16 protein-coding genes and 1 pseudogene are annotated in these 16,452 nt (G+C 73.4%); 3 read left to right on the top strand and 14 right to left on the bottom strand.

Going from position 1 to position 16,452, the window contains the following annotated elements:
• Nucleotides 1–201 (top strand): annotated as a pseudogene (locus tag MHY29_RS07185) (A/G-specific adenine glycosylase); the annotation flags it as partial.
• 45 nt (nucleotides 202–246) lie between these two features.
• Here the strand turns inward: MHY29_RS07185 and MHY29_RS07180 are convergent.
• The 7 genes from MHY29_RS07180 to MHY29_RS07150 form a co-directional block, all read right to left on the bottom strand.
• Nucleotides 247–762 (bottom strand): amino-acid N-acetyltransferase, encoded by a 516-nt coding sequence (locus MHY29_RS07180; RefSeq protein ID WP_224355820.1) that lies wholly within the window; start codon nucleotides 760–762, stop codon nucleotides 247–249.
• A 116-nt stretch (nucleotides 763–878) separates the two neighbouring features.
• On the bottom strand, nucleotides 879–1,076 hold the full coding sequence (locus MHY29_RS07175; protein ID WP_239239450.1) for a hypothetical protein: 198 nt from the start codon (nucleotides 1,074–1,076) through the stop codon (nucleotides 879–881).
• Nucleotides 1,077–1,262: 186 nt separating this feature from the next.
• The gene (locus tag MHY29_RS07170) at nucleotides 1,263–1,463 is read right to left on the bottom strand and encodes a CsbD family protein (RefSeq protein ID WP_224355823.1); all 201 of its coding nucleotides are present in this window, start codon (nucleotides 1,461–1,463) and stop codon (nucleotides 1,263–1,265) included.
• Nucleotides 1,464–1,588: 125 nt separating this feature from the next.
• Nucleotides 1,589–4,231 (bottom strand): ATP-dependent Clp protease ATP-binding subunit, encoded by a 2,643-nt coding sequence (locus MHY29_RS07165; RefSeq protein WP_239239447.1) that lies wholly within the window; start codon nucleotides 4,229–4,231, stop codon nucleotides 1,589–1,591.
• A 108-nt stretch (nucleotides 4,232–4,339) separates the two neighbouring features.
• On the bottom strand, nucleotides 4,340–4,570 hold the full coding sequence (locus tag MHY29_RS07160; RefSeq protein WP_224355826.1) for a hypothetical protein: 231 nt from the start codon (nucleotides 4,568–4,570) through the stop codon (nucleotides 4,340–4,342).
• Between the two features lie 2 nt (nucleotides 4,571–4,572).
• A complete protein-coding gene (gene lysS / locus MHY29_RS07155) occupies nucleotides 4,573–6,090 on the bottom strand; it encodes a lysine--tRNA ligase (RefSeq protein WP_224355827.1) in 1,518 nt (505 codons plus the stop codon).
• 21 nt (nucleotides 6,091–6,111) lie between these two features.
• Entirely contained in the window at nucleotides 6,112–7,101 is a 990-nt protein-coding gene (locus MHY29_RS07150) for a D-glycerate dehydrogenase (RefSeq protein WP_224355829.1), read from the bottom strand.
• Nucleotides 7,102–7,228: 127 nt separating this feature from the next.
• On the opposite strand from MHY29_RS07150, the gene MHY29_RS07145 reads away from it, so the two are divergent.
• Both MHY29_RS07145 and MHY29_RS07140 read left to right on the top strand, forming a co-directional pair.
• Nucleotides 7,229–9,157 (top strand): MDR family MFS transporter, encoded by a 1,929-nt coding sequence (locus tag MHY29_RS07145; protein ID WP_255718686.1) that lies wholly within the window; start codon nucleotides 7,229–7,231, stop codon nucleotides 9,155–9,157.
• Nucleotides 9,150–9,680 carry a MarR family winged helix-turn-helix transcriptional regulator gene (locus MHY29_RS07140; protein WP_224355831.1) on the top strand — a complete coding sequence of 177 codons (531 nt, stop codon included), beginning with the start codon at nucleotides 9,150–9,152 and terminating at the stop codon, nucleotides 9,678–9,680. The genes MHY29_RS07145 and MHY29_RS07140 overlap by 8 nt, the downstream gene beginning before the upstream one ends.
• A gap of 63 nt (nucleotides 9,681–9,743) precedes the next feature.
• Here MHY29_RS07140 and MHY29_RS07135 read toward each other — a convergent pair whose 3' ends face one another.
• From MHY29_RS07135 to MHY29_RS07105, 7 genes are all read right to left on the bottom strand, one after another.
• The gene (locus tag MHY29_RS07135; RefSeq protein WP_239239444.1) at nucleotides 9,744–11,765 is read right to left on the bottom strand and encodes a M13 family metallopeptidase; all 2,022 of its coding nucleotides are present in this window, start codon (nucleotides 11,763–11,765) and stop codon (nucleotides 9,744–9,746) included.
• Nucleotides 11,766–11,913: 148 nt separating this feature from the next.
• On the bottom strand, nucleotides 11,914–12,396 hold the full coding sequence (locus MHY29_RS07130; RefSeq protein ID WP_224355833.1) for an SRPBCC family protein: 483 nt from the start codon (nucleotides 12,394–12,396) through the stop codon (nucleotides 11,914–11,916).
• A 47-nt stretch (nucleotides 12,397–12,443) separates the two neighbouring features.
• Nucleotides 12,444–13,133: a DNA-3-methyladenine glycosylase gene (locus tag MHY29_RS07125; RefSeq protein ID WP_239239442.1), complete on the bottom strand. Its 690-nt coding sequence runs from the start codon at nucleotides 13,131–13,133 to the stop codon at nucleotides 12,444–12,446.
• Nucleotides 13,130–14,143, bottom strand: a complete 1,014-nt coding sequence (gene panC, locus MHY29_RS07120; RefSeq protein WP_239239439.1) for a pantoate--beta-alanine ligase — start codon at nucleotides 14,141–14,143, stop codon at nucleotides 13,130–13,132. The genes MHY29_RS07125 and panC overlap by 4 nt, the downstream gene beginning before the upstream one ends.
• Nucleotides 14,144–14,226: 83 nt before the next feature.
• A complete protein-coding gene (locus MHY29_RS07115) occupies nucleotides 14,227–14,946 on the bottom strand; it encodes a DUF3618 domain-containing protein (RefSeq protein ID WP_239239436.1) in 720 nt (239 codons plus the stop codon).
• Nucleotides 14,943–15,302 carry a phage holin family protein gene (locus MHY29_RS07110; protein WP_370643471.1) on the bottom strand — a complete coding sequence of 120 codons (360 nt, stop codon included), beginning with the start codon at nucleotides 15,300–15,302 and terminating at the stop codon, nucleotides 14,943–14,945. The genes MHY29_RS07115 and MHY29_RS07110 overlap by 4 nt, the downstream gene beginning before the upstream one ends.
• A 134-nt stretch (nucleotides 15,303–15,436) precedes the next feature.
• Nucleotides 15,437–16,231, bottom strand: a complete 795-nt coding sequence (locus tag MHY29_RS07105; protein ID WP_239239434.1) for a hypothetical protein — start codon at nucleotides 16,229–16,231, stop codon at nucleotides 15,437–15,439.
• Nucleotides 16,232–16,452: the final 221 nt, after the last annotated feature.

Raw genomic sequence — 16,452 nt, 5'->3', positions numbered from 1 at the left:
GCCGTCCGCGGGGCCGTCATGGCCGCCGTCCGGGAGCACGGGCGTGTGCCCCGGGGCGGGCTCCGCGAGGCGGTCGACGGGACCGGCCGCCTGGGCGCGCACACCCCGGACGACGCCCAGTGGGAGCGGGCCGTGGCGGGACTCCTGGGGGACGGCCTCCTCGTGGCCCACGACGACGGCGCCCTCGCCTTCCCCGCCTGATGCGCCGGGGGCGGAACCGCGCGTCGCCGCCCCGGGGATCGGCCGTCAGAGGCTGCGGATCATGCGGGTGTTGCCGAGGGTGTTGGGCTTGACCCTGGCCAGGTCCAGGAACTCGGCGACGCCCTCGTCCGTGGAGCGCAGCAGCTCCGCGTAGACCTCCGGGTCCACGGCGGACTGGTCCGCCATCACCTCGAATCCGTGGCGGCGGAAGAACTCGACCTCGAAGGTCAGGCAGAACACCCGCGCCACTCCCACCTCGCGGGCCCGCTCCAGGAGCGCGGTGAGGATCCGGTGCCCGACGCCGGCACCCAGCCAGGCGTCCGCCACGGCCAGGGTCCGCACCTCGGCGATGTCCTGCCACATCACGTGCAGGGCACCGAAGCCGGCGAGCGAGCCGTCCTCCGCCTCGGCCACCATGAACTCCTGGATGGACTCGTAGAACGCCACGGCCTCCTTCTGCAGGAGCAGGCGCCGTTCGGCCAGGGGGGACACCAGCGCGCGGATCGCGGGCACGTCCTGCGTGCGGGCCGGGCGGACGGTGACGACGGGGGCGGCAGGCATGTCCGCCAGTCTAGGACCGGGCCCCGGGGCGGCCGACGGATGTCCACACCCCGGACGCGCGAAGGCCCCCGTCCCGGACGGATCCGGGGCGGGGGCCCACGAGGGGCTCGTCAGGCTCAGGCCTGCTGCTCGCCCTCGTTCTCGGCGGACTGGCCGTTCAGGAACTTGTCCTGCGCGCCGTCGATGCCCTTGTGGGCGAGGTCGGCGTGCTGGCCCAGCTTGTCACCGTGCTGCTCCTGCGCGGCGTCCACCTGCTCGTTGATCTTGTCGGAGTTCTCGTTCGCGAGGTTCTTCACGTCGTCGAAGCCCACCATGGTGCTCCTCCTTCTGTTCGGGGGCTGCCCGCGGTCCGGGGGACGGGAACCGCCTCCCTGCCGGGCAGGACCACCGGGAGCGGTCGTGACCCACACTGGCATCATGTGGGCCCGTCGTCCACCCCTCACCGGGAGAATTTCCCAGGCGTTCCCGGGTGGACCGGGTCGCCCCCGGTCAGGGACGGGTCAGTCGCGGGAGACGGCGTTCTTCACGCCCTCGGCGGCGCCCTTGACGGCGTCCCCGGCGGACCGCGCGGCGTCCTTGGCGGACGCGGCGGCGGACTCGGTCCTGCCCTCGGCCTCGAGGTGCGAGTCGCCAGTGGCCTCGCCGACGGCGCCCTTCGCGTCGCCCTTGAGCTTGTCGAACGTGTTGCCCATGTCAGCCATGTCGGTCTCCTTCGGTGTCGGGCGCCGAGGCGCTCGCCCCGACGGTCCGCACAGAGAACGCCCGAGGCGGGACGGGGGTCAACCCCCACCCCGCCTCGAGCGTGGCGTCACCGGCGCGCGGCCGGTCAGTCCAGGCGCGCCCCGAGGGCACTGCCGGCCTCCGGGCCGTCCTGGCCCGCGTCATCCCCGCGGGGGACGTCCGCACCGGGGGCCTCGCGGCCCTCCACCGGGGCGTCGGCGGCCGCCGGGAGCGCCGCGGGCTCGGCCGCGTCGTCGCCCTCGAGCGCCGCGCGCCCGCCGGCGAACGCGAACGTCAGCTCGGCGCCCTCCCCCTCGCCCGTGGCGTCCACGGTGATGAGGGAGCCGGCCGGGATCTCGCCGAAGAGGATCTTCTCCGAGAGCTGGTCCTCCACCATCTGCTGGATGGTGCGGCGCAGCGGGCGCGCGCCCATGGCCGGGTCGTAGCCGCGGTCCGCGAGCAGGTCCTTGGCGGCCGGGGTGAGCTCGATGGACAGGTCCTGCTCCGCCAGGCGCTTGGCCAGGCGGGAGACGAACAGGTCCACGATCTCCACGATCTCGTGCTTCTGCAGCTGCGGGAACACGATCACGTCGTCCACGCGGTTGAGGAACTCGGGGCGGAAGTGCTGGCGCAGCTCTTCGCGCACCTTGCCCTTCATCCGCTCGTAGCCGGTGGAGGTGTCGGTGGAGGACTGGAAGCCCGTCATGACGCCCTTGGAGATGTCCCGGGTGCCGAGGTTCGTGGTCATGATGATCACGGTGTTCTTGAAGTCCACCACGCGGCCCTGCGAGTCGGTCAGGCGACCGTCCTCGAGGATCTGCAGCAGCGAGTTGAAGAGGTCGGCGTGCGCCTTCTCCACCTCGTCGAACAGCACCACGGAGAACGGGCGACGGCGGACCTTCTCGGTGAGCTGGCCGCCCTCCTCGTAGCCCACGTAGCCGGGGGGCGCGCCGAACAGGCGCGAGACCGTGTGCTTCTCCTGGAACTCGGACATGTCCAGGGTGATGAGCGCGTCCTCGTCGCCGAAGAGGAACTCGGCCAGGGACTTGGCCAGCTCCGTCTTGCCGACGCCGGTGGGGCCGGCGAAGATGAACGACCCCGAGGGGCGGTTCGGGTCTTTCAGGCCGGCACGGGTGCGGCGGATGGCGCGGGACAGGGACTTGATGGCCTCGTCCTGGCCGATGACGCGCTGGTGGAGCTCGGCCTCCATGTTGCGCAGGCGGTCCGTCTCCTCCTCGGTGAGCTTGAACACCGGGATGCCGGTGGAGAGGGAGAGCACCTCGGCGATGAGGTCCTCGTCCACGGTGGCGACGGCGGCGTCCTGGCCGGCCCTCCAGGCCTGCTCCTTCTGCTCCCGCTCCTCCTCGAGCTGCTTCTCCTGGTCCCGCAGGCGGGCGGCGCCCTCGAAGTCCTGGCCGTCGATCGCGGCCTCCTTCTGCGCCTTGACCTCGGCGATGCGCTCCTCGTAGGCCTTGACCTCCGGGGGCACGGTCATGCGGCGGATGCGCAGGCGCGCGCCGGCCTCGTCGATGAGGTCGATGGCCTTGTCCGGCAGGTGGCGGTCGGAGATGTAGCGGTCCGCCAGGGAGGCCGCCGCGGACAGCGCGCCGTCCGTGATGGAGACCTTGTGGTGGGCCTCGTAGCGGTCCCGGAGGCCGCGCAGGATCTGCGTGGCGTCCTCCACCGAGGGCTCGGGCACCTGGATCGGCTGGAAGCGGCGCTCCAGCGCGGCGTCCTTCTCGATGTGCTTGCGGTACTCGTCCAGCGTGGTGGCGCCGATGGTCTGCAGCTCACCGCGGGCGAGCATCGGCTTGAGGATGCTGGCGGCGTCGATCGCACCCTCGGCGGCGCCGGCGCCGACCAGGGTGTGGATCTCGTCGATGAACAGGATGATGTCCCCGCGGGTGCGGATCTCCTTGAGCACCTTCTTCAGGCGCTCCTCGAAGTCGCCGCGGTAGCGGGAGCCCGCCACGAGCGAGCCGAGGTCCAGCGAGTACAGCTGCTTGCCCTTGAGGGTCTCCGGGACGTCGCCGCGCTCGATCGCCTGGGCCAGGCCCTCGACGACGGCGGTCTTGCCGACGCCCGGCTCGCCGATGAGCACGGGGTTGTTCTTGGTGCGGCGGGAGAGGACCTGCATGACGCGCTCCATCTCCTGGGCGCGGCCGATCACGGGGTCCAGCTTGCCGTCGTGCGCGGCGGCCGTGAGGTTGCGGCCGAACTGGTCCAGGACCACGGAGCCGGCGTTCTGGCCCTCCGAGCCGCCCTGGCCGACGCCCGCGCCGGCGGTCTCCTTGCCGCCCTGGGCGCCGCCCTGGTAGCCGGAGAGCAGCTGGATGACGGTCTGGCGGACGCGGTTGAGGTCCGCGCCGAGCTGCACGAGGACCTGGGCGGCCACGCCCTCGCCCTCGCGGATCAGGCCCAGCAGGATGTGCTCGGTGCCGATGTAGTTGTGGCCCAGCTGCAGCGCCTCGCGCAGGGACAGCTCGAGCACCTTCTTGGCGCGCGGCGTGAAGGGGATGTGGCCGGGCGGGTTCTGCTGCCCCTGGCCGATGTCCTCCTGGACCTTCTCCCGGACGGCGGCCAGGGAGATGTCCATGGACTCGAGGGCCTTGGCCGCCACGCCCTCGCCCTCGTGGATCAGGCCGAGCAGGATGTGCTCGGTGCCGATGTAGCTGTGGTTGAGCATGCGCGCCTCTTCCTGGGCGAGCACGACCACACGACGGGCACGGTCGGTGAATCTCTCGAACATGGGCACACTCCTTGCGTCGGTTCGGGTCGAGACTACGCAGGGGCGCCGGTGCCCGGCGGTGCTGTTCGCCACAGGGGGAAGCCCCGGGGCCCGCCCGACGCGCGGGGCTCAGGGGCGCTCGGCGCCCCCGGGCCCGGCGGGGGCGTCGCCGCGACGACGCGCGGCCCACTCCCGGGCCTCGGCCTCCTCGCGGGCCGCGCGGGCGTCCTCGCCCCGGCGCTGGCGCGCCTCGCGCTCGGCGGTGTCCGAGCGCAGCAGCGAGCGCATGACCAGCCAGAAGACCAGGCCGATCCCGACGGACGGGGCCAGGACGGAGAAGTACTCCCAGAAGGCTGCCACGGTCAGGCCTCCGGCTTGAGGAGCGGGAAGAGGATGGTCTCGCGGATGCCGGCGTCGGTGAACAGCATGACCAGGCGGTCGATGCCCAGGCCGATGCCGCCCATGGGCGGGGCGCCGTACTCGAGGGCGCGGAGGAAGTCCTCGTCCAGCTGCATGGCCTCGTCGTCGCCGTCGGCGGCCTTCAGGGACTGCTCGGTGAGGCGCTCGCGCTGGATCACGGGGTCGATCAGCTCGGAGAACGCGGTGCCGCGCTCCATGCCGCCGATGATCAGGTCCCAGGCCTCGATCACGCGGTCGTCGTCGCGGTTCGGGCGGGCCAGGGGCTGGGCGGCCGGCGGGTAGTCGTACACGAAGGTCGGGTTCATCAGGGTGGGCTCGACGATCTCGCCGAACAGCTCGATGACCAGCTTCTGGGCGTCCCACTTCGGATCCACCTTGACGTCGTGCTCCGCGGCGATGGCGCGCAGGGTCTCGGCGTCGGTGTCCGGGGTGACCTCGCGGCCCACGGCCTCGGACAGGCCCGGGTACACGGAGACCCAGGCCCACTCGCCGTCGAGGTCGATGACGCCCCGGGAGGTCTCGATCCGACGGCCCGCGCCGATCGCGTCCGCGGCGTTGAGGATGATCTCCTTGATGCGGTCGGCCATGACGTGCATGTCCGCCCATGCCTCGTAGGACTCGAGGGTGGTGAACTCGGGCGAGTGCGTGGAGTCCACGCCCTCGTTGCGGAACACGCGGCCGAGCTCGTAGACGCGCTCGATGCCGCCCACGACGGCGCGCTTGAGGTACAGCTCGGTGGCGATGCGCAGGGTCATGTCCTGGTCGAACGCGTTGAGGTGCGTCTCGAACGGGCGGGCCTGGGCGCCGCCGTGGACCAGCTGCAGGATGGGGGTCTCGACCTCCACGTAGCCGTGGGACTCGAGGGTGCGGCGCACGGCGGAGGTGATCTTGGCGCGCTTGTAGACCATCTCGCGCGCCTCGTCGCGGACGATCAGGTCCGTGTAGCGCTGGCGGACGCGGGTCTCCTCGTTGAGGTCCGCGTGGAGCACGGGCAGCGGGCGCAGGGCCTTGGAGGCCATCTCCCAGGCGGCGGCCTGGATGGAGAGCTCACCGCGGCGGGAGACGATCACGCGGCCGGTCACGGAGAGGAAGTCGCCGAGGTCCACGGACTTCTTCCACTCGCCCAGGGACTCCTCGCCGACCTCGGCCAGGGACACCATGACCTGCAGGCGCACGGCCTCACCGGCGGCGCCCGACTCCTGGAGGGTGGCGAAGCAGAGCTTGCCGGTGTTGCGCAGGAACACGACGCGGCCGGTCACGGAGACCTCGGGGCCCTCCTCCCAGCCGGCCTCGTGCTTGCCGTCGAACTTTGCGCGGACCGCGGCCAGGGAGTGCGTGCGGGGCACCTGCACGGGGTAGGCCTGGCGGCCGGAGGTCAGCAGCTGCTCGCGCTTGGCGGCGCGCACGGCCTGCTGGTCGTGGTGGTCGACGGCGGCGGGGGCGGGGTTCTCGGGGGTCACGGTCCCCCAGTCTACCGAGGGTCAGCCGCGCGCCTCGGGGTTGACGAGGGCGGGCGCCTCGCCGTCCGTCGCCATGCCGATCGCGTTGCGGGCGGTGAGCTCGGCCATCGCCGCGCGGGCGTCGCGCGTGGCGGAGCCGAGGTGGGGCAGGAGCATCACGTTGGGCAGCTCGGCGAGGCCCTCGGCCATCGCGGGCTCGTCCTCGTAGACGTCGAAGCCCGCGCCGAAGAGCCGCCCCTCGCGCAGCGCCGTCACGAGCGCGGCCTCGTCCACCACGGGGCCGCGGGCCGTGTTGACGAGCACGGCGTCGTCCTTCATCCGCGCGATCACGTCCTCGTCCACGAGGTGGCGCGTGTCCTCCGTGAGGGGGACGTGGAGGGAGAGGACGTCCGCGGTCTCCACGAGCTCCTCCCAGCGCACCTGGCGGACGCGGCCGGCCAGGTCGCCGAGCTCCTCGGCCGGGACCTCGCGGTGCGCGGGCGGGCGCGGCGCGAAGACGACCTCCATGCCGAACGCCAGCGCGCGCTCGGCCACCGCCCTGCCGATCCGGCCGAAGCCGGCCAGGCCCAGCGTCGCGCCGACGACGTCCTTGCCCACCAGCATGTCGGCCCGCCAGCCCTCGAACCGGCCCTCGCGCATCATCCGCTCCCCCTCCACGGCGCGGCGGGTCACGCCGAGGATGAGGAGGAGGGCGATGTCCGCCGTCGCGGCGGTGAGCACGTCCGGGGTGTTGCCCACCAGGATCCCGTGCTCCGTGGCCGCGGGGACGTCCACGTTGTCGAAGCCCACGGCGTAGTTGGCGATGCCCTTGACGCGGGCACGGGCGAGCAGGTCCGCGTCGTAGCGCTGGTCCAGGGCGCCCACCACGACGTCGTACTCGCCCGAGGCGCACAGGTCGGCGAGCGCCGCGTTCCCGCCGACGTCGCCGCCGCGCACCACCTCGCCGGCCTCGCGGAGCATGCCCAGGCCAGGCTCGGGCAGGTCGGCCATCAGCAGGAATCGGGGGGACATGGCAGCTCGCTCTCGTGGGGGCCGGGAGGTGACCAGGCTAACGGCGCGCGGGGACGACGGGGAGGGCCCTTGGGCTTATAGTTGACGAAAATCAATCATTGACGTGTGTCAATCACCGAAGGACCCCATGAGCACCACCACCGCCCCGCCCGCGACGGCCGGCCCGGCCGCCGTCGGGAACTCCCCCGCCGTCCCCTCACTGGAGAGGGCCGCCGACGACGCCGCCCGCCACCGCACCGTGCTGCGCGCCCTCACGGGCCTGCTGCTCGGCATGTTCGTCTCGATGATCGCCAACACGGTGGTCTCCACCTCCATGCCGGTGATCATCAGCGACATCGGCGGTGACCAGACCGCCTACACCTGGGTGATCACCGCGGCCCTGCTGGCCACCGCGATCGCCACCCCCATCTGGGGCAAGCTGGCCGACCTCGTGGACCGCAAGGTCCTCTTCCAGGTGGCCCTGGTGCTCTTCGTGGCCGCCTCCGCGGCCGCCGGCTTCACCACCGACCCGACCTTCCTGATCGTCTGCCGCGTGATCCAGGGCCTGGGCGGCGGCGGCCTGGCCGCGCTCAGCCAGGTCATCATGGCGGACATCATCAGCCCCCGCGAGCGGGGCCGCTACGCGGGCCTGTTCGGCGCCGTCATGGCCGTGGCCACCGTGGGCGGCCCGCTCGCCGGCGGCATCATCACCGACCTCTGGGGCTGGCGCTGGAACTTCTTCGTGTCCCTGCCGTTCGCGCTCGTGGCGCTGGTGATGGTGCAGCGCACCCTGCACCTGCCCGCGCGCGAGTCCCGCAAGGTCTCCATCGACTACCTCGGCATCGTGCTGCTCTCCACCGCCACCGCACTGCTGCTGATCTGGGTGACCAACGCCGGCCACCAGTTCGACTGGGCCAGCGCCACCACCGCCTGGATGCTCGGCGGCGCCGCACTGGCCGCCGTGCTGTTCGTCGTCGTCGAGCTCACGGTGGCCGAGCCCCTGATCCCGCTGACCCTGTTCCGAGACCGCACCTTCACCCTGGGCACGATCGCGTCGATCGCCACCGGCCTGGCCATGTTCGGCGCGTCCGTCTACCTGTCCCAGTACATGCAGCTCGCCCGCGGCGCGACCCCGACCCAGGCCGGCCTCATGACCATCCCGATGATCGTCGGCCTGCTCGTGTCCTCCACGGTGATCGGCGGCGTCATCACCCGCACCGGCGTGTGGAAGCGCTGGCTCGTGATCGGCGCCGTCCTGCTGATCGCCGGCGCCGCGATGCTCGGCACCCTGCACTACGACACCTCGTTCTGGCTGGTGTCCCTCTACATGTTCCTGCTCGGCGCCGGCGTCGGCATGACCATGCAGAACCTCGTGCTCGTGGTGCAGAACACCACGGACCCGCGCCAGATGGGCGTCGCCAGCTCCGGCGTGACCTTCTTCCGCTCCCTCGGCGGCACGATCGGCGTCGCCTTGATGGGCGCCGTGGTGGCCAACGTGGTCCCGGACCAGGTGGAGCAGCGCAGGACGGACATCGGCGCGGCCCTGGCGTCCCTCGGCCCGGCGGGCGCGGAGTGGGCCCAGCGCCTGCAGTCCGGCTCGCTGCCGCGCGTCGCGGAGATGCCGGACGCCCTGCGCGTGATCTTCGAGGACGTCTATGCCACGGGCATCTCCCAGGCGTTCCTGGTGGGCGTGCCGCTGGCCGTGGTCGCCCTGGCGGCCATCCTGTTCCTGCCGAACATCCCGCTGGGCCACATGACCACCACGGAGCGGATCGACGCCGAGCGCGCCGACCTCGCCACCGTCAGCGTGCCGCAGGCCATGCAGACCCTGCCCGCCACCGGCTCGACGCCCGTGGTCGCCCAGGCCCAGGTGCAGGAGGCCGCCCCGGCTTCGACGACGACGACGCCGGCCCCCGCCGCTCGTGCCCTGCGTGTCCCCGCCGGGCTGCGCGAGCGCCGCATCGCCCCCGCGGGCACCAGGCGCTCCACCGCGTGGCGGGCCACGGCCAGCGCCCTGGCCGCCGGCGCCGCGGCCGCGGCGTTCGTCCCGCTGCTGCGCCGCTCCCGCCGTGGCTGACCCGGCCGACCACGGGTCGGACGGCCGCGGGACCGGGGCCGATGCATTCGCGCCGGAGGCGTTCGACGCCGCCGTGCGCGAGCTGGAGGGCTCGTTCAACCGGCTGGTCCGCCAGTACCGGGCCACGCTGGCCCGGCAGGCCGAGGCGGTCCACCCCGGTCTCCCCCTGGGTGCCATGAAGGCGTTCGTGGCGATCTGCCACCGCGGCCCGCTCACGCCCTCGGACCTGGCCGAGCACTTGATGCTGGACCGGACGCAGATCTCCCGGGTGCTCAAGGACCTGGAGGGGGACGGGCTCATCCATCGCGAGCCCGACCCCCGGGACCGCCGCTCCGCCCTGCTCACGGCCACCGACGAGGCCCGGGCCCGGCTCGATGCCGTCCGCCAGGGCCCGGCGGGGGGCGGCACCCGCGCCCGCCTGCAGCGCTGGGACCTCGAGGACGTGCGCGCCCTCAGCGCCCTGCTGCGCCGGTTCGTGGACGAGCGGGAGGACCCCGCCGCCGACGACGCCTGCCGCCCCTGAACGGGGCGTGTCGGCGTCGTCGTCAGGAGCGGCGTCGTCGTGGCCTCGCCGGACCGGCCGCGCTCACCAGATGGTGACGCGCTCCTCCGGGGCCAGCCACATGGGGTCGCCCTCGCGCGTGCCGTAGGCGGTGTGGAAGGCGTCCAGGTTCTTCACCACCTGGTTGCAGCGGAACTCGTTGGGCGAGTGCGGGTCGGAGGCGATGCGGGTGACCATGGTCTCCGGGCGGGTCAGCTGCCGCCACACGGCGGCCCAGGCCTGGAAGAACTCGCGGTCGCCGGAGGACTCGTCCTCGGTGGAGCCGTCCTGCTCCTCCCGCCAGATCTCCAGGGCCTGGTGGGCGATGCCCAGGCCGCCGAGGTCGCCGATGTTCTCCCCGAGGGTGAACTCGCCGTTGACCTGCCGGTCCGGGGCCTCCGCCGGGGACAGCGCCGAGTACTGCGCCACGAGGCGGCCGGTGCGCTCGGCGAAGGCCTCGCGGTCCTGCTCCGTCCACCAGTCGTGGAGGCGGCCGGAGCCGTCGTAGCGGGAGCCCTGGTCGTCGAAGCCGTGGCCGATCTCGTGGCCGATCACGGCGCCGATCCCGCCCAGGTTCGCGGCCATGGACCGCTCCGGGTCGAAGAACGGGGGCTGCAGCAGGGCCGCGGGGAAGACGATCGCGTTCTCCAGCGGCGTGTAGTAGGCGTTCACGGTCTGCGGGGTCATGTGCCACTCGCGGGGGTCCGGGCCCGTCTCGATCTTCGCGAGGTCCCGGTCCCACTCGAAGCGGTCCACGGCGCGGGCGCAGCCCACGAGGTCGCCGGGGGTGAGCTCCAGCGCGGAGTAGTCCCGCCACGCCTCGGGGAAGCCGACCATCGGACGGAACATGGCGAGCTTCTCCAGCGCACTCTGCCGGGTCTGCTCGCCCATCCAGTCCAGGGCGTCGATGGAGCGGCGGTAGGCCTCCAGGAGCAGGCCCACGAGCTGGTCCATGGCGGCCACGTGGCCCTCCGGGAAGTGGCGGGCCACGTAGAGCCGGCCCACGTCCTCCCCCACGCCGCCGTTGACGAACGCGACGGCGCGCTTCCAGCGCGGGCGCACCTCCTGCGTGCCGGCCAGGCGTCGGCCGTAGAAGGAGAAGTTCTCCTGCACGAACGCGTCCGGCAGGAACCCGGCCCGCGACCGCAGCACCTGCAGCGTCAGCCAGGCCTTCCAGTCGGCCAGGTCCGCGGCGTCCGGGCCCTCCAGCAGCGCCTGGACGCCGGTGAGGAAGTCCGGCTGCCACACGACGACCTCGTCCGCGCGGGCGTCGGCGGCGCCGATCCCCTCGAGCCAGCCCGGGGCCAGGGGCAGCAGCTCCAGGAGCTGATCCCGGGTGAGCAGGTTGTAGCGGGCCACGGCGTCCCGGGAGCGGACCACGTCCCAGTGGTGCGCGGCGATGCGCTTCTCCAGGGCCACCACGCGCTCGCCCAGGGCGGCCGCGCCGGCCTCGTCCCCGCCGACGCCGGCCAGCGCGAACAACCGACCCACGTGCTCGGTGTACTGCGCGAGGATCTCCGCGTAGGCCTCCTCGCGGTAGTAGGACTCGTCCGGCAGGCCCAGGCCCGACTGGATCAGGTGCAGGAGCATGCGCTCGGGGTCGCCGGCATCGTTGAGGGCGCCCGTGCCGATCAGGCCGGACACGCCCTCGCGCTGCAGCCGCCCGGAGAGGGCCAGCAGCTCCGCCGGGGAGGCGACGGCGTCCACCGCCTCCAGGTCCGCGGCCAGCGGCAGGATCCCGGCGGCCTCCACGGCCTCCTCGTCCATGAACGCGGACCACAGCACGGCGATCCGCCGGCGTGCGGCACGATCGGCGGAGGCGGGGTCCTGGGAGGCCTCGTCCTGGGCGGGGGCCTCGACCTCGGCGGCCGGGGCGGCCATGGCGGTGTCGCGGGCGGCGTCCTCGGCGATCCGGCGCACGGCCAGCTCGGCGGCGTCGCGCAGCTCGAGGAACGCCCCGTAGGCCCCCTGGTCGGCGGGGATCTCGTGGGTGTCCAGCCACTCGGCGTTGACGTGGCGGTACAGGTCCTCGCGCGGGGCGGGGATCGGGGAGGCGGTGGCGGTCATGGCGGATCCTCTTGGACGTGGGGGTGGGACGGTCTCGCACGGCACTCTAGCCGTGACACCGGACACGACGACGGGCACGCACCCTGGTCGGGTGTGTGCCCGTCGTCGTGGGGACGGGCGAGCCGGGGGCCGCCGTCGGGAGGCGGGGTCAGCCGACCTCGGAGGCGAGCTTCGCGAGCGACTCCTCCATCTGCTCCTCGGAGACCATCGGGAAGAGGTTCTTCGCCAGCAGCTCCGGGTCGGTCACGTCGGTCCAGTCGTAGGTGAGGGACACGTCCGTGCTGCCGGAGCCGTTGTCCTCGAGCCGGTAGACCCACTGCCAGCCCTTGGGCTCGGTGCCGGCGGGGGCGGTCTTCCAGCCGACAAGCTTGTTCGGGTCGTAGGCGACCACGTGGTTGTCGGTCTGGTAGTCGCCCCCCATGTGCTCCGCGTGCATGTTCATGGTGAACACATCGCCGACCTTCTGGATGCGCTGGGTCTTGTCGTCCGACTGCACCATGCCCGAGCCGTCGAACTTCGCGTGGTTCGCGGGCAGGGTCAGGAAGTCGAACACGTCCTTGGCGGACGCGTCGATGGTCCGGGTGACGGTCTGCTGGGTCTCACCGTGGGCGGTCTTGTTCATCTCGGTCATGGGATCAACCTAGGCACGGGGCCGGGGCGGCCGACAAGGTCTGAGGCTCAGTCCGGCACGTTGCGGCCACGCCGGAACGCGGACACGCTGCGGTGGCCGGCCACGCTGAACCGCCACGGGAAGCGCACGGAGCCGCCCTCCCCCGAGACGCCGACGCGCGGGCCCGTCACGACCTCGATCGGCGGCTCGGCCGGATCGCGGGACGCGGGCGGGGCCAGGAGGAAGCGGGCGGGTGCGGCGAGGCGGGCCGGGGTGCCGCCGTCGTCGGCCACCTCCGGCGGCGCGGCGACGATCTCCACGGGCACGTGGCCCATCTGCAGGGTGATGCCGAGGCCCTGGCCGAGGTTGCCCGGCCCGGAGAGCAGCTTGAGGCCGGTGTCCCGGCCACGGCGGGCCACCGCGAGGTCCCCTCCCGCGAGCACCTCGGCCGCACGCAGCAGCACACCGCCGGCCTCCCCCTCGGGGTGGCCCACCAGGTTCAGGCAGCGGTGGATGCCGTAGTTCAGGTACACGTACGTGCGCCGCGGCGGCCCGAACAGCGCGGCATTGCGCTCGGTGCGACCGCGGAACGAGTGGGCGCCGGGGTCCGCGCCCGCGTTCCCGTACGCCTCGGTCTCGGTCAGCCGCACGGTGACGGCGCCGTCCGGGGCGACGACGGTCAGCCGGCACCCCAGCAGCGTCGCGGCGAGCGCGGGCGAGGGGCCGTCGAAGGCCGCGGCGAGACGCTCCGGGGTCACGGCAGCGGCCCCGCGGCGGGCAGCACCATGTTGTCGATCAACCGGACGGGCGGCACGTGCGCGGCCACGAGGGCCAGGGCCTCGCGGCGCAGCGGCTGACAGAGCAGCTCCGGACCGAGCTCCTCGAGGGTCTCGCGGTCCACCACCACGAGGTGGTCGAGGGTGACGCCGGGCTCGTCGGACACCATCTGGCGGGCCGCCCGCACGTCGATCGGCTCGCCGGCCTCGGCGGCGTCCACGAGGGCGCGCAGCGCGCGGGAGAGCACCAGGGCGTGCTCCAGGCCGTCGGCGTCCAGGCGGGTGTTGCGGCTGGACAGGGCCAGGCCCTCGGGCGAGCGGACGATCGGCACCGCACGCACCTCCACGTCCACGTCCAGGTCGTGGGCCAGGCGGCGCAGGATGGCCAGCTGCTGGGCGTCCTTCTGGCCGAAGTAGCTGCGCAGCGCGGGCACCGCCGGGCGCACGATGTTCCACAGCTTGGCCACCACGGTGACCACGCCGTCGAAGTGCCCCGGCCGGGAGACGCCCTCCAGGACCTCGCCCATGCGGCCGGCGGACACCGTGACGATCGGCGCGTCCGGGTAGCCCGGGTACATCTCCTGCACGTCCGGGGCGAACACCAGGTCCGCGCCGGCCGCGCCCAGCAGGTCCAGGTCCGCCTCCAGGGTCCGCGGGTAGTTCTCCAGGTCGGCCGGGTCCCCGAACTGCAGGGGGTTCACGAAGATCGAGGCGACCACCACGTCGTTCTCCGCGCGGGCCTGCCGGATCAGGGCGGCGTGTCCGCCGTGCAGGGCCCCCATCGTCGGGACCATCCCCACAACGACGGGCGCCCCGCCGCGCTCCTGCCCCGCGGCGGCGGTCAGCTCGCGCAAGGCGGCCCGGGCCTCGGCGACGGTGCGGGCCAGGCGGGGGCGCCGGGCGTCGTCGGCCACGGGGAGGGCGTCCTCCAGGGTGAGGCCGGTGCCGGCGGGGACGGGACGCCGGTCGGGGGTGCGGTCGAGAGGGGTCACGGGGCGAGTCTAGGCAGTGCCTCGGACACGACGACGCCGCCCGCCCTCCGAGGGGAGGACGGGCGGCGTGCGCGCGGGGCGGGTCAGGCGTGCTCGGCCGCGTGCTTGACCTGCTGGGCGGCGTCCTGCGAGGAGCCCTTGAGGTCCTGCGCCTTCTCGGCGCCCTCGGACTTCAGGGACTGGACGGACTCCGCCGCGGAGTCCTTCAGGGAGGCGGCGGCGTCGCGGACCTCCGGCTCCACCTGCTCGCGCACGTCCTGCGCGACCTGGGCGGCCTCCTGCTTGGCAGACTCCAGCAGCGGGGCCGCCTGGTCCTTCACGCGCTCGGCGGCGCGCTTCTCCACGGGGGAGGCCGGGATCAGCGAGCCGATGAGCCAGCCGGCACCCAGGGCGATCAGGCCCGCGGCGAGCGGGTTGCCCGCCGTGCGGCCGCGCACCTGGGCCGGAGCCTGCTGCACGGCGTGCTGGGCGTCGTCGACCCACTGGGAGGCGGCCTCGCCGGCCTGCTGCGCGTAGCCGCGGGCCTGGTCGGCGACGTCGTGGGCGGTGCCCTGGACCTGGCCGGCGGCGTCCTGCGCGGCGAACCGGGCACGGTCCACGGCGCCGGGGCCCTCGTGGTGCTCGGGGGTGCCCATGATGTTCTCCTTCACTGTGATGAAGCCGTCCTTGACGCGGTTGGTCTGGCGGCTCACGGCCTTGGTGGGGCTGACCTTCTCGGCCAGCGCGTCCACGTCCTGGCCCAGTGCGTGGCGGGTGCGCTCGATCTCGGCGCGGATCTCGTCGGGGTTGCTGCTCGTGGTCATCGCGTCTCCTTCGCAGGGTTCAGGGTCTCGGGGATCTCCTGAAGCGTCTCCTGGGTCTGCGGCAGACCCTTGATCTTCTCGATGTTCTTCTTGCCCTGAAGCGCCAGCACGGCGGCCACGACGCCCCACAGGACGGCCACGATCAGCGCGGCCCAGCCCAGGGGCATGAGGGAGCCGAGGGCGTACATCAGGGCGAGGGACAGGAACATCAGCAGGAAGAACCCGCCGACGGCGGCGCCGGCGAACATGCCCGCGCCCTTCCCGGCCTTCTTGGCGGAGTCGGTGGCCTCGGCCTTCGCGAGGGCGATCTCCTGACGCATCAGGAGCGAGACCTTCTCCGTGGCGGAGGAGAACATCTCACCGAGCGACTCGTGCTCGGCGCGGAACTCCGCCTGGGTGGGCGGCGGGGTGTGGGCCCCCGCCGCCGGGGTGGACTGGTGGGCGGCGGGGTCCGCGTGGCGCGGGGCTCCGCCGTTCGGGGTGGCGTGGCTCATGCGCGGCCCCCGTCACGGGTCTGGTCGTACGGATCCTCCGCCACCGGCTCGCCGGTGAGCGGATCGATCGTCGGCAGCGGCTCCGTGCCGTAGGGCAGGCCGGCCGCGGTGTCCGAGACCGGACGCGGGGCGTCGTCGCCGGTGTGCGCCGGGATCTGCGAGTCCAGATGGTGCGGGGTCACATCGGCCTGCACGCCCTGGGGCTCCAGCTCGCGGCGGTGCTGGGGCGTGCGGGGGGCCGAGGACAGGGACGCGGGGCCGTCCTGGGAGGCGTCACGCACGCCGCGGGTCATGCGGCCGGCGAGAACGCCGGCGCCGAGGGCGATCGCCAGGAACGTGCCGGGACGGCGCGCGGCGAAGCGGCGGACGTCGTCCACGAGGTCCATCGGCTGGGCGGTCTCGAGGCGCTGCGTGAGGGTCTCGGCGCGGTCGGCGACGGCGGCCACGGCCTGGCGGACGGCGTCGCCCTGGGGCTGCTCGCCGGAGAGCAGGCGGTGCAGGTCGTCCGTGATGCCGCGCGACTGCTCTGCCAGGCGACCCTGCTGGGTCGAGGCCTGCTGGGCGGCCTGGTCCTGCAGGGAGCCGGCCAGGGACTTGGCGTGCTGGACGGCCTCGTCCTTGACCGCGACGGCCTCCTGCTGGGCCGACTGCGCCAGGTCCTGGGCATGGGCCTTGGCGTCCTGGGCGACGCCCGCGGCCTGGTCCTGGGCGGCGCCGGCGGCGGCCTCCGCCTTCTGGCGGGTCTCGGACTGCTGCGGATCGGCCGCGTGAGCGGAGTGGTTCTTCGCCATGGTGTGCCTTCCTTCTCAGGGGCCGCGCCTTCCATCGGCGCGGCCGGTGAAGGTCACGCTAGGACAGGCCTCCGCCGTCCGTCACGGGCTCGTGGCCTGGGACGTTCCGGGACTATCTCCCGACGCCGGGCCGCCCGGACCCCGCGGCGGGCGTCGCCCAGGACGCCAAGGCCCATGCCCAGGACCTGGCGCAGTCGGCCCAGCAGGAGGCCGTCGCGGTC

Source organism: Micrococcus sp. ACRRV, from assembly GCF_022346985.1.
GTDB classification, from domain to species: domain Bacteria; phylum Actinomycetota; class Actinomycetes; order Actinomycetales; family Micrococcaceae; genus Micrococcus; species Micrococcus porci.
Note: the sequence above shows the minus strand (reverse complement) of the source record. Positions and strands in the feature narration are given on the sequence as shown.

Bases quoted from the DNA above. Each gene is read 5' to 3' on its own strand.
- MHY29_RS07180 (WP_224355820.1), bottom strand. From the start codon at position 762: ATGCCTGCCGCCCCCGTCGTCACCGTCCGCCCGGCCCGCACGCAGGAC.
- MHY29_RS07175 (WP_239239450.1), bottom strand. From the start codon at position 1,076: ATGGTGGGCTTCGACGACGTGAAGAACCTCGCGAACGAGAACTCCGAC.
- MHY29_RS07170 (WP_224355823.1), bottom strand. From the start codon at position 1,463: ATGGCTGACATGGGCAACACGTTCGACAAGCTCAAGGGCGACGCGAAG.
- MHY29_RS07165 (WP_239239447.1), bottom strand. From the start codon at position 4,231: ATGTTCGAGAGATTCACCGACCGTGCCCGTCGTGTGGTCGTGCTCGCC.
- MHY29_RS07150 (WP_224355829.1), bottom strand. From the start codon at position 7,101: ATGTCCCCCCGATTCCTGCTGATGGCCGACCTGCCCGAGCCTGGCCTG.
- MHY29_RS07145 (WP_255718686.1), top strand. From the start codon at position 7,229: ATGAGCACCACCACCGCCCCGCCCGCGACGGCCGGCCCGGCCGCCGTC.
- MHY29_RS07135 (WP_239239444.1), bottom strand. From the start codon at position 11,765: ATGACCGCCACCGCCTCCCCGATCCCCGCCCCGCGCGAGGACCTGTAC.
- MHY29_RS07130 (WP_224355833.1), bottom strand. From the start codon at position 12,396: ATGACCGAGATGAACAAGACCGCCCACGGTGAGACCCAGCAGACCGTC.
- MHY29_RS07115 (WP_239239436.1), bottom strand. From the start codon at position 14,946: ATGACCACGAGCAGCAACCCCGACGAGATCCGCGCCGAGATCGAGCGC.
- MHY29_RS07110 (WP_370643471.1), bottom strand. From the start codon at position 15,302: ATGTTCTCCTCCGCCACGGAGAAGGTCTCGCTCCTGATGCGTCAGGAG.
- MHY29_RS07105 (WP_239239434.1), bottom strand. From the start codon at position 16,231: ATGGCGAAGAACCACTCCGCTCACGCGGCCGATCCGCAGCAGTCCGAG.